Raw genomic sequence first — 25,654 nt, 5'->3', positions numbered from 1 at the left:
AGTGAAACTTTAATAAGTGGGGGTTTCTTCATCCCCACTTATTATTAGCCCACACCAATTGTTTTTTTAGCAAAATATATTAAAAATAGGTTCTCTCACACATGAGAATCCGCTTTTTCAATATATTATTCTAAGAAATTAACAATCTATTTTTATTATTGACATATAGTTCTTTTCAGTGTTAATATTCTAAATAATCAAAGAAACGAAATATTTCACCATCAAAATATAATGTCTACTACGTTGAAACATATAACGATAGATTATAGATCAACATGTATATACATATAGAACACCTGATTACCTATAAACAAATATTTATAATAGGTTTTATCTCCTTCTATAGCTACTTCAAGACATGGACATTATGACGTTACGAACAACACATTTAGGGAGGAACGAACAATGAAGAAAAAAGTTATACCTGTTGTTGCATCTGTTTTAGGGGCAAGTCTATTACTAACTGCTTGCGGGGGAAATAAGGATAATGCAAGCGGAGCGAAAGCAAACGATAAAGCACCTGATAAACAGGCAATTAACTTATCATTCGCTTCAGAAATTCCAACAATGGATGTTGCAAAAGCAACGGATGGGGAATCCATGAACGTAATGCGCAATGTTTTTGAAGGGTTATATGCAATGGGAGAAGATAATAAACCGGTTCCTGGTGTCGCTGAGTCGGTTGACATTAGTCCCGATAAAACAAAATATACATTCCATCTGCGTGATTCAAAATGGTCAAACGGTACTCCTGTTACAGCAAAGGACTTTGCCTTCGCTTGGCAACGTGCCGTAAATCCTGATACAGCAGCTGAATACGCATTCTTATTCTTCGATATAAAGAATGCGAAACAAATAAACCAAAAACAATTGCCAATTGATCAACTAGGGGTCAAAGCTGTTGATGACAAAACGTTAGAAGTGCAACTAGACCGTCCTGTTCCCTACTTCTTAAGCTTAACGACATTCTCAACATTCTTACCAATTAATGAAGAGTACTTAAAATCTCAAGGTGATAAATATGGTTTGGAAACAAATCATTTAATTTACAACGGTGCTTTCACATTAGAGAACTGGAAACATGAACAAAGCTTCCAATTGAAGAAAAACCCTAACTATTGGGATGCTAAAACGGTAAAATTAGAAGAAATCAACTTCAATGTCGTTAAAGATAAGTCTACAGAAGTGAACTTATATGATTCAGGACAAATTGATCGTGTTGCTTTAACTGCAGAGTTTGTTGATAAATATAAGAGCGATCCAAACTTCAAGGAACGCGCTGAAGTCGGCATTCAATTCTTACGATTAAATCAAAAAAATGAAACATTAAAAAATCAACATGCACGCCTTGCTATTAACGGCGCAATGAATAAAAAAGCTTACGTAGAAACAATTTTAAATAACGGCGCTGTTCCAGCTGAAGGAATGGTTCCTGCGAAATTCGCAAAGAGCCCAGAAGGCAACGACTTCCGTAAAGAAAATGGAAATCTAGTCAAGGATGATGTGAAAACAGCGAAAGAAAACTGGAAAAAAGCAAAACAAGAACTTGGTACTGACAAAGTAACAATCGAACTATTAACAAGTGACAATGCTTTAGCTAAAAAGACTGGTGAATATTTAAAAGGTGAATTAGAAAAGAACTTAGACGGATTAACAGTGAATTTAAAACCACAACCACGTAAACAACAGCTAAAACTACTATTAAGTGGTGACTATGAAATTGGTATTGACGGCTGGGGCCCTGACTTCGCTGATCCAATTACATTCTTAGATCTATTTACAACAGATAGTGCTTATAACTTCGATAAATACTCTAACAAAGAGTACGATGAGCTAATTCATAAAGTGAAAACAGATTTAGCTGGCGATGAAAAAGCACGCTTTGAAGCAATGAAGCAAGCTGAAAAAATTCTATTACAAGACGGCGCTGTCGCTCCTTTATACCAACAAGGTCGTTCTTACTTACAACGCTCTTTCATTAAAGGACTTGTAACAACTGACTTCGGTGGTGAGTTTAACTACAAGTGGACAGAAGTTGCAAAGTAACAAAAGTAAAAGGTATCCCATGAAGGATACCTTTTTACTTTTATACAACTTTAACTACAGAGCTTCCTCTTCCCTTTGCCATTCCTTTTATAGCTAAAATCATACCTGCTACTAATTGTATAACCAATACAATAACTAATAATGAAATAATATTTCTTTCTAAACTAACTCCTCCAAATATTATTGTATAATAGCCATTTCCTGCATATATTGCAGGAAATAATTCACTGATTGTTTGGTATGTTTTAGAAAGCATTTCATGTGGTACAATTACACCCAAACTTACAAGTTGTAACGATAGTGAGATGATATTGAAAATCATACCTGCATCTCCAAAAACAGTTACAACCATTTGTGTTAATGAAAGAAAGGCGAAGAAGACTATTGTCAATAATCCTCTTTTCCTTCTTTTTGCATTGAACCAAAACTCATCATACATATAAACACAAACATCAAATATGTTCTCCACGTCAAAGAAGGTATATGCCCTGACCAAAGATAGCTAACTAAATAATTAACTCCCATAATACAAGACGATATTACTAAACTAATACTTATTAGTTTTACATATTTGAACATATCTTTTCTCCTTGTTTTTTATTTTTCTACTTCTTCAAATTGTAGATTCACCGGCTCTTCTAAAAGTGTTTCATAAAAGTTCTCTGCCAAATCTGTTGAAGGAATTTTTTCATCTACTTCATCAAATCGAATACTATCTAGCCACACACAACCTTCTCCTGATAATAAAACACCAAATGCAATACCAAGTGCTTCTTCTTTTATATCTAATACAACCGAGTACGATTGCCAGTTATTCGTATTTTTAATGGGGCGATTTTGCATATTATCCATAGCGAGCGGTTCTGTATCTTTTCCATCTACTCGCATCCACAATCCTGCCCAATCTCTTACATTTTCACTCTTAATAAATGCTGTAAAACGTAATCTCTTTCCTACATATTTATCCGCTCGGAACATTTGCATTAATGTTGAAAATCCTCCGTGCGTAACATTCTCTTTTGCTTTTATGTATGCAGATACTTTCCCCTGATGGACAACTTCATAATCTAAACCCATCTCATATTCAGCAGGATGACTTCCACTTAAGATCCATCCTTTCGGTATACCTTTTTGCATTGAAACACCCTCTCTTTCTATATAAAATGACTGAAAGTACTTTCGATATTTCTTTGGTGGCAATTGAAACATGCTTTTAAAAGCTCTCGTAAATGCCTCTTGTGAGGAAAAACCGTATTGCACTGCAATATCAATAACAGCTCTCTCCGTTGACACTAAAACTTGCGAAACATGAGTTAACCTTCTCTTTCGAATATAATCTGTTACACTCATCCCAACATATCTTTGAAAGATGCGATGAAAATGGTACATCGATACTGCACTGTGAGATGCCACTCTTTCTGTTGTAAGCTCCTCATGTAAGTGATTCTCTATATATTCAATTGATTTTTTTATTATCTCTTTATATTCTTCATGCATTTTAGCCCCTCCTCACAACTTCAATTTACCATATACATACAAATCTTTTTTGATTTAAATTGCGGATTAGCCCTTGCAACTACAGAATAATAATTTATTTTCAACACATACATAATTACATGTTTTTGGGAAAAACTTGTATAGAACGAATTTACATAAGGAGGAATTTATAATGAGAATTCTACTATCAGTTTTATTAGCTCTTATGCTAGTACCTGCATTAACAGGATGTAAAGCTCCTGCAAAAGAAGACACAACTTCTAATAAAAAGACGACTGAAGAAGCAAAAAATGAGGCTCCTGCAGATTTAAAACTAAACTTCAATGAATTCGATTTAAAGGCAGACTACCAAGATACAAAGAAAGACTACGAAGCAGACTATAAAAATGTAGCAGCTGATAAGAAAATGGAAGCAAAAATTGAAGATCATAAAGCAGATGTAAAATTAACAGGAGACGAGGCTATCACAAAATTAAGCCCACTCTTACAAGAATTAAAATTTGATAAAAATACTGCTGACCAAGAAGTAATCGATCAAGTAGTGAACGTGTTCAAACTTGATAAAGACTATCAAAAATTTGATTTAGAAGTTGTCTTCTCTGATGGAACGAAAAAAGAATACAAAAGAGAAATAAAATAAAGAAGTAGGCGGTTGCCTACTTCTTTATTTTTTAATTTTTGCGTATCTTAATTCTGGACTAGAACCAATAATGAATTGGACACCAGATACTGATGATTTTTGTAAATATGAGGCACTTGGGAAAATAATTGGGATTAATGGTGAATCTGTAAACATAATATCTTCCGCTTTATGTAATAATTCAAAGCGCTTATCCTCGTTTTGTTCAACTTTTGCTTCTTTTATTAAAGCGTCAAATTCTTTATTATGCCACTTTGCATAGTTATTCGGACCATCACCTGCATATAAATCTAGTTTAGTAATTGGATCTAATAAAGAGCCGCCCCATCCCATATAAGCTAATTGGAAATCACTTTGCTTGTATGTGTCGATGTAACTCTTCCACTCTTTATTTTCTAATTTAATATCTACGCCAAGATTTTTCTTAAACATTTCTTGCATTGCTTCTGCTACTTTTTTATGTTGTGTATCTGTAGTGAATTTTAATGTTACTTCAGGTAATGTAGACCAGCCTTGTTCTTTCATGCCTTCTTCTAATAACTTTTTCGCTTCTGCTGGATCAAATTTAACGTAATCACCTTTTTCTTTACGGAAATCACGGCCACTTTGTGTTTTTGCTCCTTCTGGAACGAATGCATATGCTTCTTGCGCATTATTTTTATACAATTTTTCAACGATAAATTTACGATCAACCGCTAATGAAAATGCTTTACGTACCTTCGCATTTGTAAACGGCTCTTTTTCTACGTTAAACGAATAAATATACGAAGAGAAACCTGCAACACGCTTATATTCTTTATTTCCTTTTTCTTTTTCGATCATCTCTTGTGGTAAACCACTTAGTAAATCTAATTCTTTGGATTTAAATAATTGATACGCTGTTTTAGAGTCTGGAATAATACGAAACTCAATTTCTTTTAGAGTTACCTTTTTATTATAGAATTCTTTATTTTTTTGTACTGTAATAGCCTGGTTATGCTTCCACTCTTTTAACGTGAATGGCCCATTCGTAATTAACTCTTTTGGATCTGTTTTTAATTTATTATTATCATCAATCGACTTTTTAGCTAATGGAATAAATAGTGAGCTTGCTAGTTTTTGTTTAATAGAAGCAACTGGGTGTTCAAGGGTTACCTTTAATGTTTGAGGATCAACAACTTGAATACCAACTTGCCCCTCTTCACCTTTCCCAGTATTATACGCCTCTGCCCCTTTAATAAAATACATTTCTGTCGCATTCATAGAACCCGTTTTTGGATTTAATAATCGCTTCCATGCAAATTCAAAATCATTTGCTGTAATAGGCGAACCATCTGACCATTTAATATCTTTCTTCAAATGAATTGTATATTCAGTTCCATCAGCATTTACTTCTTCTTTCTCCGCTAATTCATTTTGATATTTCCCATCACTATCTTGCGTATATAAACTTGAAAACAACTGCCCAATTATATAACCTGACGTGCTATCTGTTGCAATAGCAGAATCAAGTGTATATGGATCACTACTAATATTCGTTACTAATCGATCGCCTTCTCCCTTACCAGCACTCGCCTTTGGCGTTTCTTTCTTACCGCAAGCAACAGAAGTAATTGCTAAAACAGTCATAATGACAAACAGTAAAAACTTCTTCATCCTACATTCTCCTTTAACCTGAAATTTTTGGTGTTGATGCTAATAATGTTTTTGTATAAGAATGTTGTGGATTACGGAATACTTCGTCCGTATTTCCAAATTCAACAAGTTCTCCTTTGTATAAGACAGCTACTTTTTCACATAAATAGTGAACCATCGGTAAATCGTGAGCGATGAATAAATATGTATAACCTTGTTCTTTTTGGATTTTTTGCAGCAGATGTACAATTTGAATTTGCAATGAAACGTCTAATGCTGAAATTGGTTCATCAAGAATCAATACTTCTGGCTCACACAATAACGCTCTTGCAATAGCGATACGTTGACGTTGTCCTCCGCTAAATTCATGCGGATATCGATCAATATATCTTCTATCTAATCCAACACGCTCCAGGGCATCACCCGCTACTTTATCCTTCAATCCTTTATCACCTAAACCGAATGAAATATAACCCTCCGTTACGCTATCGCGTATTTTCCAGCGCGGATTTAATGCAGCTGTAGAATCTTGAAAAATGAACTGTACTTTCTGTAAAAAATCTCGCTTATGAGCTGACTTCAGCATGTGAACAACTTGACCGTTATAATCAATTTCACCAAACGTTGGACTCTCAATCCCTGCTATGAGCTTTCCAAGTGTTGTTTTTCCTGAACCACTTTCACCAATAATGCCAAGTGTTGTTCCTTTCGGGATAGAAAGTGATATATCTTTTAACGCTGTGATTTCTTTACTTTTACTTCCATATGTTTTCGTTACTTGCTTTACAGTAATTAAATCTGTCGTCATGAGGCATTCACCTTCTCTTTTGATTTCGCTTTATTATGCTCCAGAACATGCTGCCAGCAATGTGAACTATGCTCCTTAGAATACGTTGTTCTCTCTGGGAAACGATGAATACATTCTTTTATGGCTACTGGACAACGATTTACAAAAGGACAACCAAAGCTATTTAATGTTTCAATGGAAGGTGTCGTTCCTTCTATAGCACGTAATACCTTTTCGGAAACATCCATATTCGGAATTGCTTGTAATAAGCTTTTCGTATATGGATGTTTAGGAGAACCTATTACCTCCTGTATCGTTCCTTTTTCAACAACACGTCCCCCGTACATAACAACTACTCGATCAGCTACCTCACGTACAAGTGCCAAATCATGTGTAATTAATAAAATACTCGTATTTTGTTTTTCTTTTCTTTCTTTTAATAGCCACATAATTTGTTTCTGAATCGTTACATCTAACGCTGTTGTCGGCTCGTCTGCAATTACAAGCTTTGGATGACAAGCAAACGCAATTGCTAAACAAATACGCTGCCTCATCCCCCCGCTTAATTGATGTGGGTACTGTTCAAAGCGTTTCTCTGCTTCATGTATCCCTAAATCTGTTAACAAGTTAATCGCAATTCCCTTTGCCTCTCTTTTCGACTTTTTCCCATGTTGCAAAATTACTTCTGTAATTTGTTTGCCTACCTTCATCGTTGGGTTTAAAGATGAAAGCGGATCTTGAAATATAAAGGAAATATCTTTTCCGCGAATTTGATTCCATTCTGATTCTTGTAAATTCGTTAATTCCTTTGATTGGAAAGATACATTTCCATCATCGATATGAATTAATTCTTGATTCAAGCCGATAATGGATTGTGCTGTAACACTTTTTCCTGAACCACTTTCTCCTACAAGTGCAACTATTTCACCTTCGTTAATAGAAAAGGAAACATGTTTCACAATTGCTTGCTTACTATTCTCTTTTTCAACGGCTAACGTTACGTTTTCTAAAGATAAGAGCTGTTCCATGTTTTTTCTCCTTTCGATTCCGTTTGACGATTTTTGGATCAATTGCATCTTGCAAACCATCACCAATTGCATTAAATGCGAACATAATGAGTGCAATCATGATTGCTGGGAAAAATAGCTGCCACCATTCGCCGCTCAATAATGTCCCGAGTGCATCATTCGTCATCGTCCCCCAACTTGCCGCTGGTGATTGTACCCCAAGTCCTATAAAGCTTAAAAATGATTCTGAAAAAATAGCTGCTGGAATTGTAAATGATAAATTGACGATAATAATCCCTGTTAAATTCGGAATTAAATGCCCATATATAATTTTCATATGTGATGTACCTAATCGCTCTGCTGCAATAACAAACTCTCGTTGTTTTAAAGACAATACTTGTGCTCGAATGAGACGAGCCATTCCAATCCATCCCGTTAATGCAAGGGCGATAATAATGGTGAAAAGACCTGGTTTCATAACAATTAATAGTAAAATAACAATTAATAAATATGGGATGCCGTATAATACTTCAATTCCTCTTATAATCCACTCATCAATTAACGTTCCAAGGCGATTACGCCCTCTCACATATCCACTAAATCCACCAATCAGTACACCGAGCCCTATATCGAGGGCAGCTGCTACTAATCCAACTGTTAGTGAAATCTTCCCACCAGCCCAAGTACGTGCCCAAATATCTCTCCCTAGATCATCTGTTCCAAACCAATGTTCACTACTCGGCGGTAAATTTGTTGCCTCTTTTACTTGTTCACTCGCAGTAAATGAAGTTAAACTTTCGCCAATAAGCGAGAAAACAATAATTAGCAATAACGTCACTGTTCCTAAAACTGCGATTGGATTCGATATAAACTTACGAAACACTTCTTTCTTTCTGCTAATCGTTTGCTGATTTTTATTTATCGTTAATTCTTTTTTCTCTTCATTTGTTAATAACTGGTCATTAATTTCATAAGCCCCCATCTAAACATCCCCCTCCTTACGTAATAGAACGAATACGTGGATCAACAATACGGTGAATAATATCTGTAATGAAAATACAAGTAATTAATAATGCACTATAGAAAATTGTTGTTCCCATAATCACCGGATAGTCTCGGTTAAAAATACTATCTACAAAATATTTTCCTAGGCCAGGAATTGAAAAGATTTTTTCAATAACGAAAGTCCCCGTTAAGAGTCCAGCCATTAACGGTCCAACAAATGTAAGTACTGGAACAATCGCATTTCGAAGAGCGTGTCTTATAATAATCTTCTTAATTGGTATGCCTTTTGCTCTTGCTAACTTAATATAATCACTCTGCAGTACTTCGATCATATTAGAACGAACAAACCTTGTAATCACTGCGATTGGCCCTAACGCTAACGCAAAGGATGGCAATACTGTATGTTCAAATGTTCCCCAAGAGGCTACTGGTAAAAGCTCGAATTGAATAGCGAATACTTGTATAAATAGTGGTGCTAAAATAAAACTTGGAATAGAAATACCTAGAATTGCGAGCAAACTCACACTATAGTCAATTACTTTCCCATGATATAGAGCAGCAAATGTACCTGCAGCAATTCCGACTAACAACGAAATAACAAGTGCTTGTAGACCAATAATTGCTGATGGACCAAAGCCAGTTGTTATAATTTCTGATACACCTTGCCCGGTTGATTGAACAGATTCACCAAAATCAAAATGAACTACACCGTCTAAATAAGCCACATATTGATTCCACAACGGTTCATCAAGGTGATACTTCGCTCTCATGTTTTGGATCACTTCTTCAGGAAAGATTTTTGCCTCTGATGAAAATGGATCCCCCGGAATAATATGCATAATTAGAAATGTCACCGTCGTAATAACCCATAGCGTGAACACCATAACTGATAATTTTTTAATTACATACACTTCAATAACCCCCTAAACACATATATTTACTTAGTTTTATGAACGTACTTTTTCCATTACTCCCTTTTCTCTTTTTAGAATACAAAAAGCCTTGATCTTAAAAAATAAGATCAAGGCTTAATAAACAAAGGCCCATCACTTATCTTTCAAGACTTGCTTGCTGGAATTAGCACGGTGTTCCTACTACAGAACCCGCTGCTGAGGTGTCATAGGGCCAGTCCCTCTACCTCTCTGGATAAGTAAATTGCTATATTATTATTTGGTTCAAATTGTATATTTCGAATTATAATTCTGAAAAAATGAAAAGTCAATCAAATTGGGTATATTTAGAAAAATCAGTTTTTAATCCATTTATCGAAATTACATTTTTCAGCTTATAATAAAAAGAAATGATGTTAAAGGAGTTATAAGATGGACCCCTTACTTCTTGCTACTATAGGATTACCCTTAACAATCGTTATACTTGTCATCATCGGCTTCTATAAACTCTTTATTAAAAAGAAACGTATTACTTTTTTTTATACTCCTTTCGATAATATTACCAGGCAAACTATTTCCGAATTTCACGAAGAGCAGAAGGTATTAGTATCCGAGGATGAAGATGAAGACGGAGATGGTAATAAGAAAAAATAACCTTGCACAGGCAAGGTTATTTTTTCGTTTCTGCTTGAAAACGTTTATAGTATGTCGATGCTGTTGCAAAATTAATTTCTATATCACGAATCAACGATGAATCTTCTTCTTTAGCTAACTTCTGTAATTTTTTCATCGCTTGTTCCGATTCATTCAAGAAACCAACATATACTTCATGTTCTTGCTCTTTCGACTTCGGCACACGAATTTCTTTACGTATATGATCAATATCTTCTAACATGCTCGTTGTTACCTTTTGCACATCTTCTTTATATGTAGCAGTCGTTATTTCCTTACCGCCCTTTTCTTTTGCTACTTCAAATAACTGCAGTGCTTTATTAATTTCTTTATTCATTTTCATATCGTATTTTTCATGTACTGCACGGTATTCTTTCATCTCTTCTGTTTGTTCTCTAGATTGCTCTACCTTTTCTTTCGGTTCTTTCGTATCTTTATTTCCATTACATCCTGCTAGAAGGAGCATTCCTCCCATTACGGCAATACCCAAAACCTTCTTCATCTCTTCTTCTCCTTTTATCTACAACTATTACTCATTATAGTTTCTTTATCTCCACTTGTTATTATACCGAGAACATCCTACTTTTTACACTTAAGACGACACCGTAATATATATACCAACATGTTTGTCACAGTATCGTCACTTTATACAAATAACTTTTGCAATGCTTTACTACATCACCTTACAAAACTGTATGAGGTATTTCAAAGAAATGAAAAAAGAACTGATTCAAACATTCCCTTTGAATCAGTTCTTTTTTGTTAAGCCTCTAGATTTTGTTTTTGTTGCAGTTCAAACTGTTTCTCACTTCTTCTGGCCATAAATAGATAACATAACACTGCTCCTACTTCACAAAGCGCAATAACAATACCCATCGGTAATGCTGTATTACTTCCACCGATACCTACTAGCGGAGCAACAAGAGCTCCTGAAATAAACTGTAATAAACCTAATAAAGCTGATGCTGTTCCTGCAGCTTGTTTCTGATTTCTCATTGCTAATGAGAACCCAGTTGTTGATACAACCCCGACACTTGATACAACAAGGAATAACGAACATAAAACACCAATTAAACCTATTCCTAGTACGATTGTCAGTAGTAAAGATAGGCCACCAACAGCTGCGATAATAATACCCGCAACAAATAATGTCTTCTCATTCACTTTCCCCGCTAAACGACCCGTTACCTGACTAGCAATAATAATACCGATGCCGTTAATCGCAAAGAATAAACTAAATTGCTGTGGTGATGCTCCGTATATGTTCTGCAACACAAATGGTGAGCCCGAAATGTATGCAAACATTGCCGCTGTTACTAATCCTTGTGACAATGCATATCCCATAAACAGACGGTCCTTTAACAATTTTCCGTACGTCGCCAAAGTCCCTGACAAACCACCCGTTTCTCTTTCTTCAGGAGGTAATGTTTCGCGCAATACAAAAGTAGCTGAGATTAACATGAATACGCTAATTGCTCCAAGAACGATGAAAACACCGCGCCACGTTGTAAACTGTAACAATTGACCCCCAATAATCGGTGCCAAAATAGGTGCTGCTCCGTTTACTAACATAAGCAGTGAGAAAAACTTCGTCATTTCAGAACCTGAGTACATATCTCTTACCATCGCACGTGATATAACAATCCCGGCTGATCCTGAAGCTCCTTGTAGGAAGCGCAATAATACTAATGTCCAAATAGATGGCGCAACAGCACAAAGTAAAGAAGAAGCAACATAAATAATAAGAGCAATAATAAGTGGTTTGCGTCTTCCGTAAATATCACTAATTGAGCCAACAAATAATTGCCCTACTGACAACCCAAGCAAACAAGCTGTTAATGTAAGCTGCGCTAGGGATGCACCTGTTTGCAAGTCATCCGTTAACTTCGGTAATGAAGGCAAATACATATCAATAGATAATGGCCCAATCGCCGTAAGTGTCCCTAATACAAGAATCATCCACAACCTGTTTGCCTTTACAGGTTTATATATTTCGTGATTAACTTCATTCACTTTTTCAATTCACCCTTTCCTATACACACTGAATCGTAACAATTATAGTTACATCATAAACATACGTCAAGTACAGCGCATTTTCCTCTTTCATAATGTAAAAAAAGCGATAGAAATTCTATCGCTTTACTTTTTCACATTGCTATTCGTAAATTTAGATACTGAGGCCATCGTCTCTCCCGTATCTAAATATGTAATTTGAATTGGATCTCCTACTTCTGTAAACATAGCATATGGGAATTTCTTCACTGGTATCATAAATACCTTTTGTTCATTCTCTAAAAGTACGTACACGATTGTATTTTCACCTGATTTTTCTTTATATACACGTTGTACAATACCTTCTTTTTGCGCTTCTTTTCCTGTTGAGGTTGGTCTAAATGTATCACCATTACCGCTCATTACGTTTTTATAATTCTCAAGCGCTTCTTTCTGCGAAGAACCTGTCGCAAATATTTTTGCATTAGCAGCATATACAACTGTATGCGCACGTACTAGGCCTCCGTCATCAACAACCGGAATAATCCAAGCTGGTTTACCGTATACGTTATAAATGACAGGCATTGTCCCATGCCATTTCTCTCTCTTAAAGGAATTATCTACTACTTCTGTAGCTGCTGAACCATCCATAATCCCCTTTACTTCTTTTCCATTATAGTAATATAGCTTGCCTGTGCGTGCATCTACTAATGAATAGCCTAGAGCTGAATCTACTCCTTCTTTTGGAGAAGTAAAGTCTGTAAAATAATACAGTGTTCCATCTTTACCAAAGATCGGGGTCACGCCTTCTTTCGTTCCCCACTCAGTCGGAATTTTCATATCTGTTTGCGAGAATTTCGTATTCCAAAATCCGTGAATATATTTGCCAAAGTACGTATTTAACGTAGATGCAGTCTCATGATTTAATACACCATCAACAAATTTAGGTGCCTTTCCTTTATCATATCTTTTCACTTCACCTGTTTGTGCATCTACTACGACAACACCTTCTACCTCAAATCCAGATCTTCCTGAAATAAATTCACCGTACGTCATTGTATAATATGGTTTTCCTTTATCATCAACCTCAAATTTAGGTTTTCCTTTAAAGATTAAATTTGGTTCTGCTTGCCTTACCACACGCTCTAAATTATTACCAAAAAACATGCTTGGCACATATTTCATTTTATAACCGAGGTGCAGTTTCGCTTCCGCATCAGGATTCGTACCTGACATCGTTACATACCCTGGAATTGTCTCAGCTTTACGTGCTTTAAAAAACCCTGAAACTTCAATCGGCGCTACATATAAAGCTTCGCCGTTTACCATTTGTGGCGTTAATTCTCCTAGCTCAAAATAAGCTACTTTTGGAATATCACCAAATACTTTTTTCATCTTATTCTCCGCTGTCTTTGGCGGCACTGTAAACGGCTGGTCATTTTCAGTAAATGGCTCTGAAATATCTTTCTCTACCTTAACAACAGAATCATATTTCTTTTGCGAGATTACTATATCGTGCAAATAACCAAAGTAGCCGTAACTTGCGAGTAAAATAAACATTAGAAGTCCTTTTAATGTACCTTCTAATTTCCCTATTTGATCTTGTGAAAATAAAACAAGCCCAATTAAAATTGCTACTGCAACAGAATAATGAGTAAGAATCGAATCTACTCGATCATCAATTAGCCAAAAGTATTCATAGATTGCAATACCTATCCAAAATAAAATAGGAATAACTAAAATAGATGATTTCTTACCCTTTACAACCTTCTTATCTCCCTTCTTATCCACTGCTCGAAGCTTACTACTACTTCTTGTCCATGGAATCAAAAACAAAGTAAGAATAGCTAAAACTACAAATTTCATCAAAGGCACTGTCCCCTTTTCTTTTGTATTCCCTTTTAGTATAACAAATAAAGGGTATTAAGGTGAAAATAGGAATAGTTATATTTTTTTACTACTTAATACAATCCCGCTCACTACATATAGAATAGATGCAATATAAAAAATTGTACCAATCGTAAAGAAATCTACTAAATATCCCGTGGCAATAACCGCTACTGCTCCGCCAATGGATGTCCACACATGGTATTTTCCAATCTCATAACCAGCCTTTTCCTGCGCAACCTTTCGTGCTAACGAAGTCTTCTCAGTATTACGCTGCACAGCACCTAAAACGCCCATTACAATTTGAAGAATATACACATGCCAAACTTCCGTGGCAATTGGAAAGCAAAGCATTAAGATTGCCATGGACCAAGCGTATATGATTAATAATTTTTTATCCCCTACTTGATCAGATACCTTTCCCACTAGTGGATATACAAGTGCTGATGTTAAAGCAAATAAGCCATACGCCCAGCCAAATTGCGAGAAGCTATTTCCAACGTTTCGAAGCAATAATATATAAAAAGGAAATACCATACTTCCTGCCATCATGATGATACTTTGCGAAGCCACAAATCTTCTATATGTCATTTCGTATACTCCCTATAAAATAAATTCACAAATCTCTCTTCTGAATCTATTTCCTTCTTTTTCTTGAGAAATTCTTCAATGCGAGGATATGCCCTCTTTAACTGCTCTTTCGTTGGATAAGAATAATACGGCAAATAGTAACTACCATTATGCTTTAAAGTAATATCAATCATCTTTCGAATGACATCCTCTGTTTTCTTTATCTCACTCTCTGAGCGTCCCTGGTTAATTAAAAGAACCAGCGCAAACATATCATCTTTCGCATAGGACAAAACTGCATCTTCATTCTTTTCCACGTAACGAATCGTAATGTTGAGTAAATTAAACTCTTCTTCATTTAATACGTTACGTAAATCATCTATATACTCTGTGAAAGCATCTATAGGCACAAAGTATTCTTGTAACACTTCAGTCCTATTTGGATTTTCATATTCCATAAAAGCACTATCTGATCTCATAACATTATTACGCGTCTCATACTTTCCATCTGTACGTTCAAAATAACCTCTTTGTATATCCCAAAATGTATTCTTTCCCCAATCACTATAACGTGATAACCCAAGCAAAAATTTCGGTGCAGCTATAATATTTTCTTCCTTTAATTCACTGTACTCTTCTCTCATATTTTGATTTTGTGCCAAAGTATAATCTGTCACATACATCTCTTTTAAAAATGAATTTGGAGCAACAGAAATACGCGCTAAGTGCATACGAACATTCTCATCTCTTTTCACTTTCTCTTTGAAATAAGATGCGTATTCTTTATAATCTATCATTCTCGTGTGCATTTCATATAATTCATCATCTGTTAACTTCAGCGTCACATCTAAAATAACTCCAAATAAACCGTAACCCCCAATGACATATGGAAATAACTCTGCATTTTCTTCTCTACTTACATTACGTACCGTGCCATCTGCCATTAACAATCTAAATGAATCTACTGTATCAATCAGTGCCTCATGACGAATATCACGCCCGTGTACATTTACACTTAATGAACCGCCAACAGTAAAAATATTTTGAGACTGCATGACCTGTACCGCGAGGCCATAAGGATTTATTTTCTTCTGAATATCATTCCAGGTGACACCACTTTGAACTGTAATCCGCTTCTTCTCTGGATCAAATTCTAATATTTTATTATATCCTTTCATATCGAGCATCGTGCCATTCGGATAATATGTCTGTCCTCCTTGGCTATGTTGCATGCCTGCAATGGAAATTTTCTCTCCTGAAACTTTTGCATCTCGCACTAATTTTATTAACGAGTGCTCTTCCGTAGCACTTTCAACACGTTTTATTTTTGTCGGAAGCAATTTACCTACATCACTCATAATAGGATGATCAATTTGTTTTTTATACGTATGTACAGACGTTGCAAGCAAAACCGTATATGCGACAATGACCACTGCTATCTTTCTTTTTTTCAAAGGACACTCTCCTTATTAGCAACAAAAAGAGATACCCGTTCTTTCAGGTACCTCTCTTGACAGTGATTACTTTGCTGCTGGCAATTGTATTGGATCAAATTTATCATACGATGTAAACTTTGCATCCGTAATAATGTGCGCTTTATCCTCACCATTGCTACTCATAACCATATCTATCTTTGCTGATTCATATTTAAAATCTTTTGTAATAATATATTCTCCATCTATTTCTTCTATCTTTGCATTTTGGCCTTGTAGCATTTGTTTCTGCTTTTCATCCATACTAGCTAACATACTCTCTGTCTCTTGCCCTTTTAATGCAAACTTCAGCTTATAATTATCTCCACTTTTCTCCATCTTCACTTTATTTAAAATTTCCGATGGAATCTTTAAATTATCTACCATTCCTTGAGTCGCGTTCATTCCGTTAGCATTCAATTGTTCCTCTGGTACAGACATAATTTCACCCGTATTAGGATTTTTTAACTGACCAGCAATTTTGCCACCCACATCATAAACAACAACCTCTGTACCAGAAACATTCATTTCAGAACGAGAATTTTTTTTCTTCGGCTCTAGTTGCATTTTAGCCTTTATTACATTCATCTCTGTTCCTTCAGCCTTTATTCCCACATCATATGTCATCGTTACATTTTCTTCGTTTTTAAAAGCTTCATTCGCTTTATTAAAAACATCCTTCGCTGTTAATTCCTTTTCTTTCTGCACAGCTTCTTTTTTCGGTTCGTCAGTCTTTTTTGTTTTCTCATTACTACACCCTACTCCTAGACCGACTGCAAGTACTAAACTTGAAATTAAAATAAGTTTTTTCATAACGTCCCCTCCTTCCCAAAAATAATATCATCTCTTTTCCTATGAAATCTATATAATTCGTAATATTTATCTTTAAATTTATTTCCTATATAACAACATGTTTGAGAAAAAGTTTAAATATGATGTAAATAATAACAACTCATTTCAGGAGGTCATTATGAAAGCGATTATTTGTACAAAGTACGGACCACCTAATGTTCTCCAGCTTCAAAATGTAGAAAAGCCTAAACCTAAAAAAAATGAAGTATTAGTTAAAATTCACGCAACAAGTGTATCGACTGGAGATTGTAGAATACGTGGCTTTAATAGCCCCCTCTTATTTTGGATTCCTATGCGGATCATATTAGGTTTCAGAAAACCGAGAAAACCTATACTTGGCGTAGAGTTATCCGGTGAAATCGAAGACATTGGAACAGATGTAACACAATTTAAAAAAGGAGATCAAGTTTTTGCATTAACAGAACTAAACCTTGGTGGTTATGCGGAATATACATGCGTGCATGAAAGTGGATTAATAGCATTAAAACCTACCAATGTGACATATGAAGAAGCTGCCGTTATTCCTTTCGGCGGAACTTCAGCATTGCACTTCCTTAGAAAAGGACAGATAAAAAAAGGGCAACGAGTACTTATATACGGCGCCTCTGGGTCAGTAGGGACAGCTGCCATACAACTTGCTAAATACTTCGGGGCGACTGTCACAGCCATTTGTAGTAGTTCGAATTTCGAATTAGTAACAGCTTTAGGGGCAGACAACGTAATTGATTATATGAAAGAAGATTTTACTAAGCAGGGCGAGCACTACGATATTATATTTGATGCAGTTGGAAAATATAAAAAGTCTCTTTGTACAGATGCATTAATGCCTAATGGAAAATATGTATCTGTGAACGGAATGATGGCAAAGGTCAGTAAAGAAGATATGAACCTACTAAAACAACTAGCTGAAACAGGAAAGCTAAAACCTGTTATTGATAGAACTTACCGATTAGAAGAAATTGCTGAAGCTCATATATATGTAGAAAAAGGACATAAAAAGGGGAACGTTTCGATTATCTTAAAATAAAATATATTCAGAAAATATCATTGACAATTCTTTTTGTACGATTTACTATTAGTACCATATTCAAAACTACATACACATACTCTTATCAAGAGTGGCGGAGGGACTGGCCCGATGATGCCCGGCAACCGAGCTTATGACGTATAAGCTAAGGTGCTAATTCCTGCAAAACGAGTTTTCGTTTTGGAAGATAAGAGAGGAATCTATTTCGTCTATTCGGCACCTCTCTTATTTTTGGGAGGTGCTTTTTATTTTGGAACGTATATGAAGGGGGATTTATAGATGAAAAAGGTATTATTAAGCATTGTAAGCGGAGCAGTATTATTATTAGGCGCATGTAGCGTGAGTTCAGATAAAGAGGTAAAAGCATTAGACGAGAAAAAGATTACTGTCGGTGTAACAGGTGGACCACATGAACAAATTTTTGAAAAGGTAAAAGAAGTTGTAGCAAAAGATGGTCTCGAAATTGATATAAAAGTATTTAATGATTATGTAGCGCCAAACGTATCATTAGATGAAAAAAGCCTTGATGTAAATAGTTACCAAACGAAATCGTATTTAGATGTATTTAAAGCTGAACGCAATATGAAATTAGCTGAAGTATTTTCAACAGTAACATTCCCTATGGGCGTATATTCTAAAGATATAAAAGATGTAAAAGACTTAAAAGAGGGCGACGCAATTGCTGTACCAAATGACCCAACGAATGAACTTCGAGCTTTAAAATTATTTGAAAAAGCAGGGGTTTTAAAAGTTGATCCAAAGGCTACAGAAAAAGCAACTGCAAAAGATGTAATTGAAAATCCAAAAAAATTAAAGATTGTCGAATTAGAGGCATCTCAATTACCAACACAACTAAGTGAAGTGAAAGCAGCTGCAATTAACACAAACTTTGCATTAGGTGCAAAATTAAGTCCAGCGAAAGATTCTATCTTCCACGAAGGAAAAGATTCACCATATGTGAACTGGGTCGTTGTTCGTACTGAAAATAAAGATGATGCCGTTGTAAACAAATTAAAGAAAGCTTATCAATCTAAAGAAGTAAAAGAGTTTATCGAGAAAAAATTTGATGGTTCAGTTTTACCATCTTGGTAGGAGCTGACGATAATGATTGAATTAAAAAACATATCCAAAGTATTTACAACAAAAAAAGGGAATGTTGAGGCTCTTAAGTCTACTTCCCTTAAAGTAGAAAAAGGCGAGGTATTTGGAATCATTGGGTATAGTGGCGCTGGTAAAAGTACATTGATTCGATGTGTAAATTTATTAGAAAAACCAACGACAGGAAATATCATTGTAAACGAACAAGACTTAACAACGTTATCGACAAAAGAACTAGCAAAATCGAGACAAAAAATCGGAATGATCTTCCAAGGATTCAATTTACTTAAAACTGTTACCGTTTATGAAAATATCGCATTACCGTTACGGCTTGCTGGCATTCCAAAAGCAGAAATTGAAAAAAGAGTAGAAAAGTATTTACGCATTGTCGATCTTTTTAATAGAAAAGATGCGTATCCAAGCGAACTTTCTGGTGGTCAAAAACAGCGTGTTGCAATTGCTCGTGCGCTATCACATGAACCTGAAGTGTTATTAAGTGATGAAGCCACGAGCGCATTAGATCCCGAAACAACCGATTCTATCCTTGATTTGTTATTAAAGATTAACGAAGAAATCGGAATTACGATTTTACTCATTACACATGAAATGAATGTCATCCAGCGTATATGTGACCGCGTTGCTGTTATGGAACATGGATCTGTAGTCGAAAGTGGGACTGTAAAAGATATTTTCACAAACCCACAACATGTAACCACGAAGAAATTTGTAAATAGCGCATTTGCAGCGAAAATTCCAAAAGAGGTACAGAAAGAACTACAAAGTACTGGAGAAATTGTAACACTTTCATTTATTGGCACTACTTCAGGGGAACCTGCCTTAGCCGTTGCCACAAAACGTTTCCAAGTGTATCCGAATATTTTATCCGGTAATATTACGCAGTTAAAACATGAAGCATATGGGAAACTAGTCGTTCATATGCAAGGGGAACAAAATGAAATCCACCGTGCTTTATCATTTTTACAAGAGCAAGGAATCATCGTAGAAGGAGGTAGAACAGATTATGGGAAACAAGTCCTTTTTGGATGAATGGGGTAAAGTCATATGGGAAGCCACAATCCAAACCTTTCAAATGACATCTATCTCATTACTCATCTCGATCCTTATTGCATTACCACTTGGCGTCACACTTGTTTTAACGAGACCTGGTGGGCAGCGTGAAAATAAAATCATCTATCCTATTCTTAATACAATTATTAATATCATTCGCTCTCTTCCATTTATCATTCTATTATTCTTTATTTTACCTTTTACAAAATTTCTAATGGGAACGTCCATTGGCGTGCAAGGTGTTATCGTACCGCTTGTCGTCTTCACAGCCCCTTATATCGCACGTTTAATGGAGACAGCTTTACTAGAAGTCGATCGCGGTGTCATTGAAGCCTACCAAGCGATGGGAGTCTCTACTATAAAAATCATTTGGCACGTCATGGTGAAAGAAGCTCGTCCCTCCCTTGTACTCGGATTAACAATCGCAACGATCGGCTTAATCGGCGCAACAGCAATGGCTGGCCTTGTAGGTGCTGGCGGGCTAGGGGATTTAGCATACCGCTTCGGACATTTACGCTACGAGCCTGAAGTAATGTATGCAACCGTCTTTATTTTAATTATCCTCGTTCAAGGATTACAGTCTTTAGGGAATGGTGTTGCACGAAGATTGAAGAAAGATTAAAAAAGAAGGCATCTCACCCTCGTGAGATGCCTTCTTTTTTATCTTTTAAATCCACCTTCTGAATGAATAACTTGCCCAGTAATCCACTCGGCCTCTTCACTTACTAAAAATTTAATGAGTCTAGCTGCATCCCTTGGCTCACCAATTCTGCCAAAAGGAAACATCGGCTTTAACCCTTGTTTTATCTCTTCAGTCATCCATCCTGTATCGGTTGGTCCTGGATTAATTGCATTCACTGTTATTCCTAAATGAGCTACCTCTGCTGACAACGTACTAGTAAGAGCATCAATAGCTCCCTTCGTTGTCGCATAAGCTAGTTCTCCTGCCATAGGACCTTGAAATTGCCCCGAAGTAATATTAACAATTCTACCACCAGATTTCTTATCAAATCCCCGGGAAAATTGACTACTGAGCAATGTAGTCGCACGAACATTTACCATATAATGCTTATCTAATTCTTCAGCAGTCAACGTAGAGAAATCATTATTCGTAGAATATGCTGCATTATTAATTAACATATGAGGGTACCCTAATTGTTCAGTAACTTTATTTATAAGCTCTTTTGGTGCACCATTCTGAGTTAAATCTAACTCCATACTTGATACTTTAACACCGTTTTTTAGTAACTCTTCTTTTAATTGTATTTGTTCATTTTTATCAACGCCCCAAGGCATCTCTTTATCGTAAGCTGTCCAATACGTAAAAAATATATCGTATCCTGATTCTGCTAATTCTTTACAAATCGCTGCCCCTATACCATCTAGACGACTTACCCCTGTAATAACTGCTACTTTATTTTTTAATTGGTTCATCATATACTCCTCCAAGTTTAAAGGACGCATATTTTATATAAGAGATATAAACTTTCCCACAAAAAAGACAGATACATAAAATAGGCACCTATCCTTATAAAAGGGATGTACAAGCCAAATATGCATTCCTTGAATGATTTACAGATAACTAAACAAACCCTCGCTTATGAGAGCAAAATTTATCTATCTAGTAGTTTCTAATCATTACAAGTTCATCCACATATTGAGTCTTTGTCTCCTTTACATATATCTCTATTCTTAGTTTATCAAAGCAGATAAAATGTTACAAAAAATAAAACAATTATTCACAACCTATCCTTGTTCACATTCTCTCCATTGTGAATCTTTTCACATTGGATATATAATAAACGTGTAAATACAATATTGGAGGGATTTCAATGGTTATCAATTTTTTAAGAACTGATAAACGTGCTACTTTCATATTATTACTTTTACGGCTTTACATAGGATATACATGGTTCGCTGCTGGGATAGGCAAAGTCTTCGGACAATCTTTTGACGCAAGTGGCTTTCTAAAGGGTGCTATTGCTCAAGCATCAGGGGACCACCCTGCAGTACAAAGTTGGTGGGCAGATTTCCTTCAACATTTTGTCCTTCCAAACGCAGACCTATTTAGCTTTTTAGTTCAATGGGGAGAAATTTTAGTAGGTCTAGGTTTGATTTTAGGCGGATTAACAAAAACAGCTGCATTTTTCGGAATCATAATGAATCTTTCATTTTTATTAAGCGGAACTGTTAGTGTAAACCCAAACCTGCTTATTTTGACTATGTTCATTTTAGTTGCAGGGCAGAACGCTGGACGTATTGGATTAGATGGCTATGTTTTCCCTAAACTTTTCCGTAAAAACAACCACAGAACATATAAATTAAGTAAAACTGCGTAGTAACAATTTACTTTTAAAATATAAATAAGAAAAAGAGCCTGAATATAGGCTCTTTTTCTTATTTATCCTAATTTAAACTTTTAATGAACCACGAAAACCTCTGGCAGCATAGTAAGAGTCTGCTCCATTGTGGTACACGAAAACATGTCCAAAGCGATAATCGCAAAATAGAGCACCACCAAGCTCTCTAATATCTGAAGGTGTTTGTACCCAACTCGATGATTTCATATCAAAATCTCCAAGTTGTTGTAACTCTCGATATTGTTCTTCCGTTAATAACTCAATACCCATAGCGGCCGCCACATCAATAGCGTTATTTTCTGGTTTATGCTTTTTTCTTGATTCCAACGCTTCAAGATCATAACAAAGACTTCTGCGGCCTTTAGGACTCTCCTTTGAACAATCATAGAAAGTATATTCGTCCTTTTCTTCATCATAACCAATAACATCCGGCTCACCACCAGTTACTTCCATTTCGTTAAGTGACCACAATTTTTCATTATTAGTAGTCAGCTTCGCTTCAACTTTAGCCCATTCAAGACCTTCATGGCGGTTCATGTTTTTCTCAAAACGAGCTTGTAATACTTTCAATAGCTCTTCACTTTTTTCTACTAGTAAGTCATTTTTATTTCCTGTCATATTAGACCTCCCTGATGTGTGTACTGATAGTAGTTTCAGTATATATTTTATAATAAATCATCTCAATATGAAGAGCATTTCAACCTTATGCCTTGTACAAAAATCCATTATAAAGTCCTAAAACCCTCCATGCTCTCTCCAAGAATATAGTGTGAAAACCACATCAAGTTCTGCTTCATAATAGCCACACGAACTCCTGGTTGGTCAGAACTATATGCCATTCCTTTAAATATAATTAATTCTGTATCAACTTCCATATCCATTAATCCTTGATATAGATCATATGCATTTGTAATTGGAATTCTTGCATCCTTTTCCCCATGTTGAATTAAGGTAGGCGTACAAGCTGATTTAATATACGTCATAGGTGATGTCTTCGTATATATATCTGGATCATTCCATGGAGTATTTCCTAAATACATTCTAATAAAGTAAGGTATATCTGTATTTACATAATGGGTACTCCAGTTAGTTATTCCACCGCCAACTGAAATAGCTTTAAACCTGCTACTAAATGTAGAACAAAAAGCTGATACATATCCACCGTTGCTCCATCCCATAACTCCTACTCTATCTTTATCTACTATCCCTTGATCAACTAGTTTATCAACTCCTGATATAACATCGTCGTAGTCAGCAATCCCCTGTTTTCTATAGTTAGCTTTTAAAAATTCATTACCATAACCTGAACTTCCTCTGTAATTTGGCTCTAAAACGATAAAGCCTTTTTCAACAAACTGTTCAATCGGATATTTCTCATTGAAGCAGTCTGAAAATATCGGAAAAGATGCCCAAGCCGGACCACCGTGAATTACTACTAATAAAGGATATTTTTTATTAGTGTCAAACTCTACTGGCGTTGATAAAACACCTTCTATTTCAAGACCATCACTACTTTTCAATGAGATGATTTCCCTGTTACTTTTAAGTTTCCCTTTGAAAAAGCTATTTTCATCCGTTATTTTTTTATCGTCTAAATAGATTTCAAAGGTTTCATTTGTTATAGCCTTATTATAGGTTATATGATTTCCATCCTTTGTTATAGAGGCATCCATTATAAAGCCATCTATCTTGTCGCTTAATGCTTCCACAGTGCCATCTTCAGCTAGTAATCCAATACGATAATTCGTTTTATCCTGCCATCTAATTAAAATTCCTTTAGCTGTCCACTGTAATGGCATAACTGTACTATCAAAGTTTGTTAGAGGCTGAATTACCTCTCCAGTATTCATATCATATATCTCTAACGTACTATCTTGTATATGGTTTCTATAGTAATCCTTCTCTCTTATGCTTGCTGTGTAACATATTTTACTGCCGTCAGGAGAAAAGCAAACACTCCCTCCCAACAACTTATCCACATTCAGCTTTTGTAGCTCTCCAGCTTTAATATGGAGTATGTATAGATCTCCATTTATATAATCTGCCATATTTGAGCTTGGTGTCGTTATAAATACAACCTTTTTACCATCATTTGAAATATCAAATTCATGGATATGAAAGTCCTTACCATCCGTTAATTGATAAACAACTCTGTTCTCGTGTTCATCTGTATCACTTTGTATCACCTTTTCTATTTCAATGTAATATAAACAATTATTCTGGTGTTCCTTACCTATATGTTGAAAATCTCCATATAGGTCCTTACGTTTCTTTATCTCTTCACATTCTTTTGACTGCGTAACATAATAAAGACCCTTGCCAGTAGGACCCCATTTGAATGTACTGACTCCTTCTTTCTCATCAGTAATTTGAACCTCTCTATAATCATCTAGTGACTTAACAAATATTTGATTTTCCCCATCACCAACTGGACTAAGATATGCGATACACCTAGCATCTGGAGACCATAATGGGTGTGTACTATCTATATCACCATTTGATAATGGGTAACTCTGCTTCTTATCTTTTTCATATATCCATACATGATTCCTATATATATTGTCTTTCCAATCAGCCATCTTCTTAACAAATGCTACGTTTTTACCATCATCACTTATGTTTGTACTTGATACGGTTGGTAATGAAATAATCTCTTCTATACTTAAATATGTTTTTGCTTTCACTTTCATATAATAAGCCCCCTTGTAATGTCCATGAATCTACCGTCTCTTCTTGTCGTAATAAAGGAAATTGTTCACGGATACTTAAAATAGTAACGGAAAATTCAGATAAATAAAAGTGAATCCGATAAAGTAAAACTTTAATCTATAGAGTTCTATCCACTTACCAATTCTAGATGTTCTTTTTCGACACAAAAACACCCCTTTTAGATACAAATTTGTAAATTTATTTTAAAGCTATAACTATATGTTGGTTTGGAATAAAATTTGATAAAAATGAAGTCACAAATCTTTATTTAACAACAAAAAAATTCATTTTGAAAAAACGATTGATCAAAATAGAATTACTCTTTTTAACTAAGTATGAGATTTTTATAAAAAAATTTTAATCAAAACTCACTTAGAATCTTTACTTGGAGAATAAAGCTTCGCATCTTTTTTGTGAACATCGTTAAACTAAGATAAATTTTGACCGAATCTGTAATTAAT

At 35.4% G+C, this 25,654-nt stretch carries 25 protein-coding genes and 2 riboswitches; of the genes, 8 read left to right on the top strand and 17 right to left on the bottom strand.

Annotated features, from left to right (window positions below):
- The first annotated feature begins 405 nt into the window (after positions 1-405).
- A complete protein-coding gene (locus GBN78_RS08705) occupies positions 406-2,046 on the top strand; it encodes a peptide ABC transporter substrate-binding protein (protein WP_000730942.1) in 1,641 nt (546 codons plus the stop codon).
- Between the two features lie 40 nt (positions 2,047-2,086).
- Here GBN78_RS08705 and GBN78_RS08700 read toward each other — a convergent pair whose 3' ends face one another.
- Genes GBN78_RS08700 through GBN78_RS08690 form a run of 3 tightly spaced genes read right to left on the bottom strand, consistent with a single transcriptional unit; the run spans position 2,087 to position 3,543 of the window.
- A complete protein-coding gene (locus GBN78_RS08700; protein WP_000156942.1) occupies positions 2,087-2,437 on the bottom strand; it encodes an ABC-2 transporter permease in 351 nt (116 codons plus the stop codon).
- Positions 2,434-2,625, bottom strand: coding sequence for a hypothetical protein (locus GBN78_RS08695; RefSeq protein ID WP_000477652.1), 192 nt, complete (start codon positions 2,623-2,625; stop codon positions 2,434-2,436). The genes GBN78_RS08700 and GBN78_RS08695 overlap by 4 nt, the downstream gene beginning before the upstream one ends.
- A gap of 18 nt (positions 2,626-2,643) precedes the next feature.
- Positions 2,644-3,543: a helix-turn-helix transcriptional regulator gene (locus tag GBN78_RS08690; RefSeq protein ID WP_152127271.1), complete on the bottom strand. Its 900-nt coding sequence runs from the start codon at positions 3,541-3,543 to the stop codon at positions 2,644-2,646.
- Between the two features lie 172 nt (positions 3,544-3,715).
- On the opposite strand from GBN78_RS08690, the gene GBN78_RS08685 reads away from it, so the two are divergent.
- Positions 3,716-4,183, top strand: a complete 468-nt coding sequence (locus tag GBN78_RS08685; RefSeq protein ID WP_001221553.1) for a YusW family protein — start codon at positions 3,716-3,718, stop codon at positions 4,181-4,183.
- A 24-nt stretch (positions 4,184-4,207) separates the two neighbouring features.
- On the opposite strand, the gene GBN78_RS08680 is transcribed toward GBN78_RS08685, so the two are convergent.
- The 5 genes from GBN78_RS08680 to GBN78_RS08660 are packed head-to-tail and all read right to left on the bottom strand — an operon-like array spanning position 4,208 to position 9,507.
- The gene (locus tag GBN78_RS08680) at positions 4,208-5,818 is read right to left on the bottom strand and encodes a peptide ABC transporter substrate-binding protein (RefSeq protein ID WP_070183499.1); all 1,611 of its coding nucleotides are present in this window, start codon (positions 5,816-5,818) and stop codon (positions 4,208-4,210) included.
- Between the two features lie 13 nt (positions 5,819-5,831).
- Positions 5,832-6,605, bottom strand: a complete 774-nt coding sequence (locus tag GBN78_RS08675) for an ABC transporter ATP-binding protein (RefSeq protein WP_000205679.1) — start codon at positions 6,603-6,605, stop codon at positions 5,832-5,834.
- Positions 6,602-7,612 carry an ABC transporter ATP-binding protein gene (locus GBN78_RS08670; protein ID WP_152127269.1) on the bottom strand — a complete coding sequence of 337 codons (1,011 nt, stop codon included), beginning with the start codon at positions 7,610-7,612 and terminating at the stop codon, positions 6,602-6,604. The genes GBN78_RS08675 and GBN78_RS08670 overlap by 4 nt, the downstream gene beginning before the upstream one ends.
- Positions 7,569-8,573 carry an ABC transporter permease gene (locus GBN78_RS08665; protein WP_000501528.1) on the bottom strand — a complete coding sequence of 335 codons (1,005 nt, stop codon included), beginning with the start codon at positions 8,571-8,573 and terminating at the stop codon, positions 7,569-7,571. Before GBN78_RS08665 ends, GBN78_RS08670 begins: the two co-directional genes overlap by 44 nt.
- A gap of 16 nt (positions 8,574-8,589) precedes the next feature.
- A complete protein-coding gene (locus GBN78_RS08660) occupies positions 8,590-9,507 on the bottom strand; it encodes an ABC transporter permease (protein ID WP_070183497.1) in 918 nt (305 codons plus the stop codon).
- Positions 9,508-9,643: 136 nt separating this feature from the next.
- A riboswitch (SAM riboswitch) is annotated at positions 9,644-9,749 on the bottom strand.
- 169 nt (positions 9,750-9,918) lie between these two features.
- On the opposite strand from GBN78_RS08660, the gene GBN78_RS08655 reads away from it, so the two are divergent.
- Positions 9,919-10,140, top strand: coding sequence for a DUF3951 domain-containing protein (locus tag GBN78_RS08655; protein WP_070183496.1), 222 nt, complete (start codon positions 9,919-9,921; stop codon positions 10,138-10,140).
- 16 nt (positions 10,141-10,156) lie between these two features.
- On the opposite strand, the gene GBN78_RS08650 is transcribed toward GBN78_RS08655, so the two are convergent.
- The 6 genes from GBN78_RS08650 to GBN78_RS08625 form a co-directional block, all read right to left on the bottom strand.
- Positions 10,157-10,660 carry a hypothetical protein gene (locus GBN78_RS08650; RefSeq protein WP_070183495.1) on the bottom strand — a complete coding sequence of 168 codons (504 nt, stop codon included), beginning with the start codon at positions 10,658-10,660 and terminating at the stop codon, positions 10,157-10,159.
- Positions 10,661-10,920: 260 nt separating this feature from the next.
- Positions 10,921-12,180, bottom strand: a complete 1,260-nt coding sequence (locus GBN78_RS08645; protein ID WP_223153447.1) for a multidrug effflux MFS transporter — start codon at positions 12,178-12,180, stop codon at positions 10,921-10,923.
- 117 nt (positions 12,181-12,297) lie between these two features.
- Positions 12,298-14,016: a DUF3981 domain-containing protein gene (locus GBN78_RS08640; RefSeq protein ID WP_070183494.1), complete on the bottom strand. Its 1,719-nt coding sequence runs from the start codon at positions 14,014-14,016 to the stop codon at positions 12,298-12,300.
- Between the two features lie 78 nt (positions 14,017-14,094).
- Positions 14,095-14,628 carry an MFS transporter gene (locus GBN78_RS08635; protein ID WP_000222367.1) on the bottom strand — a complete coding sequence of 178 codons (534 nt, stop codon included), beginning with the start codon at positions 14,626-14,628 and terminating at the stop codon, positions 14,095-14,097.
- Entirely contained in the window at positions 14,625-16,061 is a 1,437-nt protein-coding gene (locus tag GBN78_RS08630; RefSeq protein ID WP_070183493.1) for an FAD-binding oxidoreductase, read from the bottom strand. The genes GBN78_RS08635 and GBN78_RS08630 overlap by 4 nt, the downstream gene beginning before the upstream one ends.
- A gap of 66 nt (positions 16,062-16,127) precedes the next feature.
- On the bottom strand, positions 16,128-16,892 hold the full coding sequence (locus GBN78_RS08625) for a DUF6612 family protein (RefSeq protein ID WP_152127267.1): 765 nt from the start codon (positions 16,890-16,892) through the stop codon (positions 16,128-16,130).
- A 157-nt stretch (positions 16,893-17,049) separates the two neighbouring features.
- Between GBN78_RS08625 and GBN78_RS08620 the strand changes: the two genes are divergently transcribed.
- The 4 genes from GBN78_RS08620 (at position 17,050) to GBN78_RS08605 (ending at position 20,746) form a co-directional block, all read left to right on the top strand.
- Positions 17,050-17,958 carry an NAD(P)-dependent alcohol dehydrogenase gene (locus GBN78_RS08620; RefSeq protein ID WP_000643865.1) on the top strand — a complete coding sequence of 303 codons (909 nt, stop codon included), beginning with the start codon at positions 17,050-17,052 and terminating at the stop codon, positions 17,956-17,958.
- 79 nt (positions 17,959-18,037) lie between these two features.
- A riboswitch (SAM riboswitch) is annotated at positions 18,038-18,152 on the top strand.
- 85 nt (positions 18,153-18,237) lie between these two features.
- Positions 18,238-19,050 carry a MetQ/NlpA family ABC transporter substrate-binding protein gene (locus GBN78_RS08615; RefSeq protein ID WP_076775300.1) on the top strand — a complete coding sequence of 271 codons (813 nt, stop codon included), beginning with the start codon at positions 18,238-18,240 and terminating at the stop codon, positions 19,048-19,050.
- Between the two features lie 12 nt (positions 19,051-19,062).
- Positions 19,063-20,103, top strand: coding sequence for a methionine ABC transporter ATP-binding protein (locus tag GBN78_RS08610; RefSeq protein WP_000571318.1), 1,041 nt, complete (start codon positions 19,063-19,065; stop codon positions 20,101-20,103).
- On the top strand, positions 20,078-20,746 hold the full coding sequence (locus GBN78_RS08605; protein WP_000527151.1) for a methionine ABC transporter permease: 669 nt from the start codon (positions 20,078-20,080) through the stop codon (positions 20,744-20,746). The genes GBN78_RS08610 and GBN78_RS08605 overlap by 26 nt, the downstream gene beginning before the upstream one ends.
- A 38-nt stretch (positions 20,747-20,784) precedes the next feature.
- Here the strand turns inward: GBN78_RS08605 and GBN78_RS08600 are convergent, their stop codons facing one another.
- The gene (locus GBN78_RS08600) at positions 20,785-21,561 is read right to left on the bottom strand and encodes an SDR family oxidoreductase (RefSeq protein WP_152127265.1); all 777 of its coding nucleotides are present in this window, start codon (positions 21,559-21,561) and stop codon (positions 20,785-20,787) included.
- A 395-nt stretch (positions 21,562-21,956) separates the two neighbouring features.
- On the opposite strand from GBN78_RS08600, the gene GBN78_RS08595 reads away from it, so the two are divergent.
- On the top strand, positions 21,957-22,463 hold the full coding sequence (locus GBN78_RS08595; RefSeq protein WP_000236359.1) for a DoxX family membrane protein: 507 nt from the start codon (positions 21,957-21,959) through the stop codon (positions 22,461-22,463).
- Between the two features lie 72 nt (positions 22,464-22,535).
- Here GBN78_RS08595 and GBN78_RS08590 read toward each other — a convergent pair whose 3' ends face one another.
- The gene (locus GBN78_RS08590; RefSeq protein WP_070183489.1) at positions 22,536-23,102 is read right to left on the bottom strand and encodes a DUF4256 domain-containing protein; all 567 of its coding nucleotides are present in this window, start codon (positions 23,100-23,102) and stop codon (positions 22,536-22,538) included.
- 107 nt (positions 23,103-23,209) lie between these two features.
- Entirely contained in the window at positions 23,210-25,174 is a 1,965-nt protein-coding gene (locus GBN78_RS08585; protein WP_152127263.1) for a S9 family peptidase, read from the bottom strand.
- Positions 25,175-25,654 lie beyond the last annotated feature (480 nt).

Source organism: Bacillus sp. B2-WWTP-C-10-Post-4 (assembly GCF_009183805.1).
Lineage (GTDB): Bacteria > Bacillota > Bacilli > Bacillales > Bacillaceae_G > Bacillus_A > Bacillus_A cereus.
The sequence above is the reverse complement of the archived record's forward strand: the minus strand, read 5'-3'. Positions and strand labels throughout refer to the sequence as shown.